Source organism: Pseudomonas sp. NBRC 111139 (assembly GCF_001753955.1).
GTDB classification, from domain to species: domain Bacteria; phylum Pseudomonadota; class Gammaproteobacteria; order Pseudomonadales; family Pseudomonadaceae; genus Aquipseudomonas; species Aquipseudomonas alloputida.
Genome location: NZ_BCBP01000023.1, coordinates 127764 through 138804, shown reverse-complemented (window position 1 = coordinate 138804; position 11041 = coordinate 127764). Strand labels below are relative to the sequence as shown.

Below are 11041 nucleotides of genomic sequence, written 5' to 3'. Positions count from 1 at the left end.
CAAGGCTGAGCACGCGCACGCCTGCCGGCACTGGCAGGCTGGCCAGCACCTGGGGCTGGGCCAGCACGCGCTGCAGGCCGCTGTCTTCGATCATGTAGGCCAAACGGTCGGCCGGGTAGGCCGGGTCCAGCGGCACGTAGGCACCGCCAGCCTTGAGGATGGCGAAGATGCCAACGACCATGTCCAGCGAGCGCTCGGCAGCCAGGCCGACCAGCACGTCGGGCCCGACCCCGTCGTCGACCAGGCGCAGGGCCAGGGCGTTGGCGCGCTGGTTGAGCTGGGCATAGCTCAGGGCCTGGCCCTCGCAGGTGACAGCGATGGCATCGGGGGTGCGCTGCACCTGGGCCTCGATCCGGCTGTGCAGGGCCTGGTCGGCCGGGTGCTCGGCGGGGGCCGGGTTCCACTGGGCGAAGGTGGCCTGCTGTTCCGGGGTGCCCAGCATGTCGAGCTCGCCCAGCCGTTGCTCGGGCCCCCGGGCCATGGCCAGCAGCAGGTTCTGCCAGTGCCGGGCCATGCGTTGCACGGTGCCGTGGCTGAACTGGCTGCAGTCGTATTCCAGGCTGAAGCCAAGGCCGTCGGCTGCGTATTCAAGGTCGATGCCGATCAGGCATTTGGCCTGGGCGCTGGCGGTATCGAGGAAGTCCAGCTGCAGTGGGCCCAGGGCCAGCGGGCCGCTGGCAGTCCCGGCCACGCGCCAGTTGAACAGCGCCTGGAACAACTGGGTGGGTAGCACCTGGCCGTTGTGCTGCAGCGTCTCCAGGTACAGCTCCATCGGGTAGTCGCTGTGGCTCAGGGCCGCAATAGACTGCTCCCGCAGGTTTTGCAGCAGGGTCTGCACGGATTGCTGCGGGTCGAGTTCGGCGCGGTAGATCTGGGTGCTGACGAAGAACCCTACCAGCTGCTGGGTTTCGCTGCGGTTGCGCCCGGCGCTGGGCACGCCGAGGGTGAATTGCCGCTGGCCACTGTAGCGGCCCAGCAGCACCTGCCAGGCGGCCAGGGCGATGACGAAGGGTTGCACGCCCTGCTGCCGGCTGAGCTGCAGCAGGGCCTGGAACACCTCGGCGTCCAGTTGCAGGCCATGGTAGCGGGCACTGGTGCCCTCAGGCGGTGCGCCAGCGCAGCGCGGGTCGAGGTCACCCGGCAACATCAACGGCTGCAGTTCGTCACCCAGCCGGGTATGCCAGTAGCGGGCAGACGCTTGGCACGCATCGCTTTGCAGGTAAGCCTGGCGTTGCCAGATGGCGTAATCGGCATACTGGATGGCGGGCCGTTGCAGCTTGCAGGCTCCCTGGGCGGCTGCCTGCGAATAGGCGCCCAGCAGGTCCTGCAGCAGGATCGGATTGGACCAGGCGTCTGAAACGATGTGGTGCATGTTCAGCAGCAACACATGCTCGTCACCTTGTACTTTCACCAGTCGGGCCCGGATCAGGGGCGCCTTGCCGAGGTCGAACGGTGCCAGCGCATCCGCTTCGATGAGCCGCTGCAATGCATGAGGGCGTTGCGTGGCGGGCATGGCGGTCAGGTCTTCGCAGGGCATTTCGAGGCGTGCGTCGGCTTCGACGAACTGCTGCGGTATGCCCTCGACCTCGGCGAACCTGCTGCGCAGGATGTCATGGCGGTCGACCACCGCCTGCAAGGCCATGGCCAGCTGCTGGCCATGCAGTTCACCCTTCAGTGACAGTGCCCGTGGCAGGTTGTACGCCGCGCTCTGCGGGTTGAACTGCTGCAGGTACCACAGGCGCTGCTGGGCGAAGGAGAGGGGGGCCGGCCCGGCGCTCTCGCGTGGTGCTATCCGGTCGGGTTCAGGCAGCTCATCCTGGAGGAGGGCGAGCAAGGCGTCGTCCAGCAAGTCTTCAGCGAGCGAGTCGGCATCCAGTGATTCGTGCATGGCGGTCCCTGTGGCAGTCGAGGCGAAGGACAGCAGCATGGGGGCCGGCCTTGCCGGCGAATGGCCGCTGTCCTCTGGAGAGGTGTATGGCCAGTAAACGAGCCGCCGCACGGCAAATTTACCGGCGGGCGCGTGGGTGACTGGGCGTGTGGGCAGGCCCCGGCCAGGGTTGTAGCCGACCTGGTCGGGGCGAGGGATGCAGCCGGTCAGGCCGGCTGGGCTGCGGTGCGAACCTTGCCGCTGTCCATGTGTACCAACTGGTCGGCAATATCGAAGTAGCGGTCATCGTGGGAGATGACAATGATGGTCTTGCCCAGGCGCTTGAGGTCCGGCAGCAGCTCTGTGTAGAAGATGCGGCGGAAGGTTGGGTCCTGATCGGCTGCCCACTCGTCGAACACCAGTACCGGGCGCTGCTCCAGCCAGGCGCTGATCAGGGCCAGGCGCTTGCGTTGCCCAGTGGACAGGTCGGTGGTGGTGAAGGCGCCGTCACGTACGCTGACCTTGTGCGCGATCTCCAGGCGTTGCAGGTATTGGGTCGCATCGTCGGGAATCTGCTGGTCACCCTGGACCACGTCGTCGAACAGGTAGTAGTCGGCGAAAATGGTGGTGAACAGTTGTCGGTAGTCATCCCGGTCAAGCACCGAGACCGGCTGACCATCCAGCAGGATGTCACCACTGTGCGGCGCATACAGGCCAAGCAGCAGCTTGATCAGCGTGGTCTTGCCACAACCGTTCTCGCCGACGATGAACACGATGTCGCCCTGGTTGATTGTGAGGTTCACCGGGCCCAGGCGAAACGGCGTGCTGCCCTCGACGGCCGGAAATGCGTACTGCACATTGCGCAGTTCCAGGCTGTCGATGGTTTGGCGCGGTGCGCCTTGGCCGTCGAGCAGCAGGTTCGGTTCGGGCGAGGAAAACTGCTCTGACAGCTCGGCAATGCGCTGGAATGCCACCTGTGCCTTGCTGACCAGCGGCAGTACGCTGACCAGATGGTCCAGTGGGCCTTTCATGTACAGCAGCACCAGCACGAAGCCGGTCATTGCGGCCTGATCGACGCTTGTCCAGGTGCTCTGCAGGGCCAGGGCCAGGCCGATGACGATGAAGAACAGCGTCGAGCCGAACGTCTTGGCCAGGATGTAGGTATTGACTGCCTTGATCTGGATGGCGCTGATCCGCTCGCTGATCCCCTGGATGTGCCGGGTGAACATGCGATACCGGCGCGGCCGGTGTATGCGCAGCTCCTTGGCGCCCTGGGCAATGGCGTTGTAATGCTTCTGCAGGTCGTCCTCGGCCTCGCGGGCGCTATTGAACCCCTTGATGCCGCGCGTGCGGGCGATGACCTGGGCGGTGATGCCGGCGCCCAATGCCAGCAGCATCAGCAGGAACAGCGGGCCGGACAATGTTGCCAGGTAGCCCATGCAGCCCAGCGTCACCGTCAGCGAAATGGTCAGGGGGGCGAAGGCGAACGAGAAATCGCTGATGGTATCGATATCGTGGGTCAGCACCGGTATCAGGCGGTGGCTGCGATAGCGCTCGATCTGCTCGATGGGCGCCGAAAGCACTTTTTCGCCCAGCTCCTTGCGCAGTTTGGCAATGATCTTCTGGCCAACGAAATTGGTGCCCATGTCGGAGAAGATGCTGCTGAGCAAGGTCAGCACGCAGAGGCCGGCAAACAACCACAGCACGGCGTGGGTCAGCCCTGCTTCGCTGTTGAGGGCGCGGTTGATGGTGGCCAGCAGCGTGGTGACGCTGAAGCCGCCGAGGATGCCCAACAGTATGGAAACCAGCACGATGGGCCAGAACGGCTTGAGCAACTGGGCAAGCTCGCGGGTCGCGCTGAGCGGTTTGCGAATCATGGGGAAGTCTTCTCCAGGCGGATCAAAGGACGTGGTCATCAAAGAAGGCTTCGCGCTCCAGACGCAGCAGAGCGGCTTTCTTGTGGGCCAGTTGAATGTCCTTCAGGTGGCCGAAGCCCTGGGACTTGAGGAAGTCGATCTGGCGCGTATGGTCGATGCGCGGCTCGCCGAGAATCCGCTGGGTGCGTGGGTCATCGAGGAACATGTAATGCATCAGCGAGCGGAACCAGCCGCGCAGTTTGCCGATGCCCTGGTGCTTGGGTTCGCCGATCACCACATGCCAGCCACGGTCGTAATCGGCGACGTCGTAGTAGGGGGCGATGCGGTCTTCCTTGCACCAGTACACTTCAAAGTAGGCGAAGGGTTCGTCGTCGAAGCAGCCGATCAGCGGGTGTACGCGCGGGTCGTCGAGCATTTCGCGAATGTATTGCGCATGTTCTTCCGGGGTGCCGGTCTGCTCCCAGAAGAACGCGACTTGCTCCAGGTTCATCCAGCGGTTGAAGGCTGCAAGGTCCTTCACCGGGTCGATGGTGCGCAGTGAAAAGGTGGCGTTCAGCTTCGGCAGATGGCGTCGATAGACTTCGCCCGCCGGTTTGGGCGGGCGTTGCGGGTGGCGTTTCTCGCCGCTGAAGCAATAACGCGGGGCCGTGTGCACGCTGGCCGGCTCGCGAAGCCATGGCAGGGGTTGCTGCCAGAAGGTCTGGCGGGTACAGCGCAGGGCAAGCCTGCCTTGGTCGTCGACCTGCCAGTGATCGAAAATGCCTTCGCGTACCGCACGCACGGCAAATTCCCGGTCGCCAGGGACCTGCACATTCACCTCGTTGCATTGTTTGCGGTGGCAGAAACGGGTCGCCAGCACTGCCAGCATCGCGCTGGCCGGAAATGCTGGCGGAAGTTGCTCGAAGACGATGCGGTTGTCGACCTCCCGGTAGGGGATGGCGGCGCTGCTGTCGAGGCGCAGGCTACCGCTCTCTGGCGTTTCATCCTGGGCACTGGCTTTGCGGCCATCGGCCAGGATCAGACTGAAAGAGGGTGCGTTCATAGGGCTTCCTGTGAGGGGGCGAGTGCGACGTGTCGGGTGCTGTCCATGGATAAAGACGAACCGCACCTGCCGATGTTTAAGCGCCAGGTGCGGCACCCGGTTCAGCGCCAGCGACCTGCCAGCCGCCGCCCAGGGCCTTGTACAGGGCGATGCTGCCCATGACCCGCTTGAGGCGCAGTTGCACATCCTCGTCCTGAGCCTGGTACAGGGTGCGTTGGGTTTGCAGGACGGTCAGCAGGTCCTCGGCGCCCGCCTGGTAGCGGCTTTCGGCGATGTCGAAGGCTTTACGCGCCTGTTGCAGTTCGAACGCCTGCCAATGCAGTTGCCGGTCGATACCGTCCAGGGTATTGAGGGCCTTTTCCACATCGCCGAAACCGGCCAGGATGGCGCCGCGGTAGTTCTGCAGCAGTTCCTCCTGGCTTGCTACCGCCTTGTCGCGTTCAGCGCGCAGGCGGCCGTTGTTGAACACCGGCGTGACCAGGCCTGCGGCGAGGCTGGTGAAGGGGTTGCGCAAGACGTCCGGGAAGTGATCGGCGCCGCTGCCGACGATCAGCGTCAGGTTGAGTTTGGGCAGCATCGCCGCGCGGGCTACGCGCACATTGGCCTGAGCCGCCGCCAGCTTGGCCTCGGCATTGGCGATGTCCGGCCGACGGCTGATCAGTTCGCTGGGCAGGCCCGCATCGATCGAGGGCCAGTTGAGCTGTTCAAAGCGCGTGTGGCCCAGTTGCAGGTCCTGCACTGGCTGCCCGACCAGGGTCGCCAGGGTGATCAGGGCCTCCCGGGCCTGTTGCTGGTAAAGCGGGCGTTGCCGTTGCTGGGTGGCGACCAGGCTTTGTTGCTGGGCCAGTTCCAGTGCTGTGGCCGAGCCTGCATCGAAGCGGGTTTGCACCAGTTGCAGGACACGCTCGGCATTGGCCAGGTTAAGGTCGGCAATCCGCCCCTGCTGCTGGAAGGCCAGCGCCTGCATGTAGCTGTCGGCAACCTTGCCGAGCAAGGTCAGTTCAACGGTCGCGCGGTCGAACTCACTGGCTTGCAGGCCGCGCAGGGCACTCTCGCGGGCTGCCGCGTTGCCGCCCCAGAAGTCCACCTCATAGCTGGCCTTCAGGGCCACATCCAGGTAATGAGTGGTGCGCTGGGTCGGGCTGGAATTCAGTTGGCTGTAGCCGTTGCCGTGCTGCAGGCGCTCGCGGTTGGCATTGGCTGCCCCGGTCACCTCGGGCAGCAAGGGGCCGCCGGCAATGACCGCATCAGCCTGTGCCTGGCGAACCCGGGCCATGGCCGCGCCGATTTCGAAGCTGTCGGTGCGGGCTTGCTCCACCAGCTGGTTCAGTGCCGGGCTGCCGAACGACTGCCACCAGCCGGTCAAGTGGCGTGGTGTGCACTGAGGCGCGGCCGCCTGCCAGCGGGCCGGGGTATGCACACCGTGTTGCGGCGGCGTTGCAGGGGTGGCGCAGGCGCTCAGCAGCAGGCAGGCGCCGAGCAGGGGCAAGGGTTTGATCAACGTTGGGGTACTCATACGCTGGTAAGGGCGGCCACCGGGTCGAGCCGTGCAGCCTTGCGGGCGGGCATGAAGCCGAACGCGATACCGGTGACCACCGCGCAGGCGAAGGCACCGATGGCGGCAGGCAGCGAGAAGGCGACGGTGACCTGGCCCAGGCTCAGGGCGCCGCCGATCAGTAATGCCAGGGCGATGCCGCTGACGCCGCCGACCATCGTCAGCATCACGGCTTCAGTAAGGAACTGGCGCAGGATGTCGCGCTGGCGCGCGCCGGTGGCCATGCGGATACCAATTTCCCGTGTGCGCTCGCGCACAGTCATCAGCATGATGTTCATCACCCCGATGCCGCCCACCAGCAGCGAAATGGCGGCAATGGCGCCCAGCATCAGCGACAGCGCGTTCTGCGTTTTGGCTTCGGCCTGGATCATCGCCGCATTGTTGGTCAGTTCGAAGTCGGTTACGCCGTTGTGCAGTTTCAGCAGCAACTGGTCGATGACCTGCTCGGTCTGCTTCACCTGGCGCGCATCTGCGGCGGCGATCACCGCGTATTCCGGGGCCTGGTTGCCGAACAGGCGCACGCTGGCGGTGGTGTAGGGCACCATCACTCGGGCGTCGGCATCCTGGTCGCCAGAGCTGGCGCCCTTGCCGGCCAGCACCCCGATGACCTGGAACGGTGCGTTCTCGATGAGAATGTACTGGCCCACCGGGTTGCGGTCGGCAAACAGTTTTTCCCGGGTCTTTTCGCCAATCACTGCCACTGCCGCGCCGGCGGCTTCGTCGGCCTCGGTGAAGAAACTGCCCTGCGCCACTGGCCAGTTGAATATCTGCGGGAAGTAGGTGTTGGAGCCGCCGACATAGAGCTTCAGGTCCTGGTTGCCATAGCGCACACCGGCCTTGCCGCCATTGACGGGCATGATCATGCGCACCTGGGGCAGGGTGGCGATGGCGCGGGTGTCATCCAGGGTGATGATGCCTTCCGGCGCCCTGGGGGCGGGTGGCTTGCCGTTGAGGTAGATGATGTTGGAGCCGAAGGCGCCCATCTGCGCCATGACCTGGCGCTTGCTGCCTTCACCCACTGCCAGCATGACCACCACCGACGCCACGCCGATGATGATGCCCAGCAACGTCAGTGCGGTGCGGAAGCGGTTGATCCACATCACCCTCCACGCCGCCTTGACGGCGTCCAGCAGTTCGCCTTTCCAGGCACCGTTGTGCTCGCTGCCGTCGTTCAGGCGCTGGCGCAGGTCGACGGCCTGCAGCACGTCGACCTCAGGGTGCGCAGCGGGCAGTGGCTCAGGCTGGGCCTGGTCGCTGATGATCTGGCCATCGCGGATTTCGATGATGCGCTTGGCCCGTGCGGCGACTTCCCGGTCGTGGGTGATGAGGATCACCACATGGCCCTGGCTGGCCAGTTCGTCGAGCAGGGCCATGACTTCGGTACCGCTGCGGCTGTCGAGGGCGCCGGTGGGTTCGTCTGCCAGAATGATGTGGCCACCGTTCATCAGCGCGCGGGCTATCGATACGCGTTGTTGCTGGCCGCCGGACAACTGGTGCGGGCGATTACCGGTACGTTCGGCCAGGCCCAGGCGGGTCAGCAGGGCATGGGCGCGTGCGTGGCGCTCGGCGGCAGGCGTGCCGGCATAGATCGCCGGCATTTCGACATTTTCCTGGGCGGTGCCGGAGGCAATCAGGTGATAGCCCTGGAACACGAAACCGAAGGCTTCACGCCGCAGCCAGGCGAGTGCGTCACTGTCCAGGCTGGCCACCTGTTCACCCGCGAACAGGTAGTCGCCACTGGAGGGGCGGTCCAGGCAGCCGAGGATGTTCATCAGCGTAGACTTGCCTGAGCCGGAGGTACCGACAATGGCGACGAATTCACCGGCGTGAATGCTCAGGTTGATACCGCGCAAGACCTCGATTTGCGGTGTATCGACGCCGCCATAGCATTTGCGGATATCGCGCAGCTCAATCAGTGGGACTGGCATTTACCCTCCTGCACTGAGCAAGGGGCTGATCAGCAGGCGATCACCTTCTTCCAGCCCTTCGAGAATCTGCACGCGCAGGCGGTCGCTGATGCCGGTGCGCACTTCGCGATTTTCAATGGCGCCGTGTTTCGTCAGTACCTGTGCCAGCCTGCGATCGGGCTGCTTGCCCGGGTTGAGCGCGGAAATCGGGGCGGTCAGCACATTGTGCGCACGGTCAGCGACGAAGAACACCTGGGTGGTCATTTCTGCCATCAGGGCGCCGTCGGCGTTATCGACGTCCAGCAACACCGTATACAACACCACCCGGCCATTGCTTTTGCTGGCCGGGCTGCCGCTGCCCTGGTTGGCATGCTCCAGCGGCTTGGGCGGCACCGGCAGGATCTGCCGTACAGTGCTGTTCCAGCGCCGGGTGCCACCGCTGAGGGTGGTGAAATAGGCGTGCATGCCGGGTTTGACGTGGCCAATGTCCGCTTCCGACACTTCCGCCCAGACTGTCATCGGTGACAATTTGGCGATGCGCAGGATCAGCGGGGTCTGCTGCTGGGCGTTAAGCGTCTGCCCCTCGCGGGCATCCAGTGCGACCACGGTGCCACTCATGGGGGCATAGATGCGGGTGTAACCCAGTTCGGCCTGGTCGCTGCGCAGGCTGGCCTGGGCCTGGCGAATCTGCGCCTGGATCATGTCGATGCGCGCCTGGGTGGCCTTGAGCTCGGCGCGCGCCGTTTGCACATCCTCTTCGCGCGTGGCGCCGCCTGCCGCCAGGCTCTGCTGGCGCTCGGCCTTCTGCCGGGCCAGCTCATGCTGGGCACGTTGCTCTTGCAACTGTGCCTGCAGGTTCTCGACCGAGTAGCGTCCCGCGTCCAGCTTGGCCTGTTGCGTGGAAGGGTCGATCTCGACCAGCAACTGGCCTTCTTGCACCGCGTCGCCGACCTCGACCTTGATGGCACGGATCTGCCCGGATGCCTGGGCGCCGACGTCAACATAACGGCGTGGCTGCAAGGTGCCGATGGCGGTAACGCTGCTCTCGATATCACCCCGGCTGACAGTGACGGTATTCAGGCCATCATGGCGGGGTGGCATGATCTGCCAGGCACTTACGGCCAGCAATGTCGCCAGGCCAACTAAGGTGATCAGGGCCCGGCGGGCCAAGGGGGGACGTTTCATGCAGGGTTCCGGCCAAAGTAAGTTCCTCCGAGACACGTCGCGGGGTTGTACTTTGAACGAGAACCCGCCCGCAAAATTTACTGCGCGGCACGCGGCGGGTGCTGATAAATGCCGGCGGCGAGTGAACTATTGGGTTAAACGTTTAAGCTGCAACTTGCAAACACAAAAAAACCCGACAGTTGTCGGGTTTTTTTGTTGACTCGAGTTACTGCTTGGCAGGTTCTGCCGGCGTAGCTGGAGCCGGAGTAGCCGGAGCGGCTTCTTCGGCAGCCTTCTGCTCGGCTTCGGCCTGATCTTTGGCAGCTTCGGCGTTTTCCTTGGCGGCTTCGTTCATCTTATCCTGAGCTTCACCCATTTTTTCCTGGGCTTGCTCGGCGTGTTGCTGTGCGTCCTGGGCTTTGTCTTCGCTCGCTTTATCGCAAGCAGCCAGGCCCATGGCAGCGGCCAGCATCAGAGCAAAAGCAAAAGGTTTACGCATGGGGGTGTTTCTCCTTGGTGGAATAAGTGACTTGTTCCTTCGAGTGCAACTACGCGGAATAAGTTCCACGAAGATTACAGATATATAACGCCCCGTTCTACATAGACTTTTTAACGAATTTATGCCGCTGCCCTGCGGCCGGTGGGAACAGCCGATGAACGATTCAACCTTGATGGCAATGGCCGAACGCTTTCTCTCGGCGTTAAAACATTGTCAGCTGTTGCAGATGCGCGTGGCGCAGGCTGATGGTGATGGCATGACCCTGGTCCTGCCATGGTCGCCAGCGATTGTCGGCAACCCGCAAACCGGTGCCGTGCACGGCGGTGCGCTGACCACGCTGATGGACACCACCTGTGGCATGGCCACGTTGTGTGTGCTGCCGCGCTTCGAAGTGTGCCCGACGTTGGACCTGCGCATCGACTACATGCACCCGGCTGAGGCCGGCAAGGACATCTACGGCCACGCCCAGTGCTACCGTGTTACCCGCGACGTGATCTTTACCCGTGGCACCGCCTACCAGGACGACCCCGACCAGCCCATCTGCCAGGTGGTGGGCACGTTCATGCGCCTGGGCCAGGACATCAAGGGCGGCATCCGTTTCGGCGACAGTCTGAAGGAGGGCAAGGCATGATTCCGCACGCGGTGCGCCAGCAGCTCAACGCCGCCCATGCGGTGGGCGACTATCGACCATTGCTGGCGCTGATTCCCTATGCCGGGCTGATCGGCATCGAATGCGAGCGTCAGGGCGATGATGTGTTGTTCCGCCTGCCGGCAAGCCCGGACAATATCGGCAACCCACTGCTACCGGCCATTCATGGCGGCGTGATCGCCGGCTTCATGGAGCTGTCGGCAGCGCTGTACCTGCTGATCTACAGCGAGAGCGCAAGCATTCCGAAGATCATCGACTTTTCTATCGACTACCTGCGCGCCGGGCATTTTCGCGATACCTACGCCCAGTGCCAGTTGTGGCGTCAGGGCCGGCGGGTGACCAACGTGGCCATCACCGCCTGGCAGGGCGACAGGCAGTCGCCGATTGCCACGGCCCGTGCGCATTTCAAGATCGAACCGGAAAAGCCCTTGAAATCATCCGGGCAGCCCCCATCTGCATGACATCCGCCGTTAACGCTGGC

Annotated in this window: 9 protein-coding genes; 2 read left to right on the top strand and 7 right to left on the bottom strand. The window is 64.0% G+C overall.

What is annotated here, in order from left to right:
* The 7 genes from BJQ17_RS08020 to BJQ17_RS07990 form a co-directional block, all read right to left on the bottom strand.
* Positions 1–1888: condensation domain-containing protein (locus BJQ17_RS08020; RefSeq protein ID WP_256559500.1), on the bottom strand; the 1888-nt coding region annotated here is incomplete at its 3' end.
* Between the two features lie 206 nt (positions 1889–2094).
* The gene (locus BJQ17_RS08015) at positions 2095–3744 is read right to left on the bottom strand and encodes a cyclic peptide export ABC transporter (protein ID WP_047603464.1); all 1650 of its coding nucleotides are present in this window, start codon (positions 3742–3744) and stop codon (positions 2095–2097) included.
* A gap of 22 nt (positions 3745–3766) precedes the next feature.
* On the bottom strand, positions 3767–4786 hold the full coding sequence (locus tag BJQ17_RS08010) for a GNAT family N-acetyltransferase (RefSeq protein WP_003251532.1): 1020 nt from the start codon (positions 4784–4786) through the stop codon (positions 3767–3769).
* Between the two features lie 76 nt (positions 4787–4862).
* On the bottom strand, positions 4863–6302 hold the full coding sequence (locus BJQ17_RS08005; protein WP_070095857.1) for an efflux transporter outer membrane subunit: 1440 nt from the start codon (positions 6300–6302) through the stop codon (positions 4863–4865).
* On the bottom strand, positions 6299–8269 hold the full coding sequence (locus BJQ17_RS08000) for a MacB family efflux pump subunit (protein WP_070095856.1): 1971 nt from the start codon (positions 8267–8269) through the stop codon (positions 6299–6301). The genes BJQ17_RS08005 and BJQ17_RS08000 overlap by 4 nt, the downstream gene beginning before the upstream one ends.
* Positions 8270–9433 carry an efflux RND transporter periplasmic adaptor subunit gene (locus BJQ17_RS07995; RefSeq protein WP_019750845.1) on the bottom strand — a complete coding sequence of 388 codons (1164 nt, stop codon included), beginning with the start codon at positions 9431–9433 and terminating at the stop codon, positions 8270–8272.
* A gap of 205 nt (positions 9434–9638) precedes the next feature.
* Entirely contained in the window at positions 9639–9911 is a 273-nt protein-coding gene (locus tag BJQ17_RS07990; protein WP_003251523.1) for a hypothetical protein, read from the bottom strand.
* A gap of 154 nt (positions 9912–10065) precedes the next feature.
* Here BJQ17_RS07990 and BJQ17_RS07985 point away from each other — a divergent pair, with 154 nt between their 5' ends.
* Together BJQ17_RS07985 and BJQ17_RS07980 are read left to right on the top strand one after the other, a co-directional pair.
* Positions 10066–10542: a PaaI family thioesterase gene (locus BJQ17_RS07985; RefSeq protein WP_003251521.1), complete on the top strand. Its 477-nt coding sequence runs from the start codon at positions 10066–10068 to the stop codon at positions 10540–10542.
* Complete coding sequence (locus BJQ17_RS07980) at positions 10539–11021, top strand: PaaI family thioesterase (protein ID WP_003251519.1); 483 nt, start codon at positions 10539–10541, stop codon at positions 11019–11021. Before BJQ17_RS07985 ends, BJQ17_RS07980 begins: the two co-directional genes overlap by 4 nt.
* Positions 11022–11041: the final 20 nt, after the last annotated feature.

Excerpts from the sequence above, each read along its gene's own strand:
- BJQ17_RS08015 (WP_047603464.1), bottom strand. The coding sequence starts at position 3,744 with ATGATTCGCAAACCGCTCAGCGCGACCCGCGAGCTTGCCCAGTTGCTC.
- BJQ17_RS08010 (WP_003251532.1), bottom strand. The coding sequence starts at position 4,786 with ATGAACGCACCCTCTTTCAGTCTGATCCTGGCCGATGGCCGCAAAGCC.
- BJQ17_RS08005 (WP_070095857.1), bottom strand. The coding sequence starts at position 6,302 with ATGAGTACCCCAACGTTGATCAAACCCTTGCCCCTGCTCGGCGCCTGC.
- BJQ17_RS08000 (WP_070095856.1), bottom strand. The coding sequence starts at position 8,269 with ATGCCAGTCCCACTGATTGAGCTGCGCGATATCCGCAAATGCTATGGC.
- BJQ17_RS07995 (WP_019750845.1), bottom strand. The coding sequence starts at position 9,433 with ATGAAACGTCCCCCCTTGGCCCGCCGGGCCCTGATCACCTTAGTTGGC.
- BJQ17_RS07990 (WP_003251523.1), bottom strand. The coding sequence starts at position 9,911 with ATGCGTAAACCTTTTGCTTTTGCTCTGATGCTGGCCGCTGCCATGGGC.
- BJQ17_RS07985 (WP_003251521.1), top strand. The coding sequence starts at position 10,066 with ATGAACGATTCAACCTTGATGGCAATGGCCGAACGCTTTCTCTCGGCG.
- BJQ17_RS07980 (WP_003251519.1), top strand. The coding sequence starts at position 10,539 with ATGATTCCGCACGCGGTGCGCCAGCAGCTCAACGCCGCCCATGCGGTG.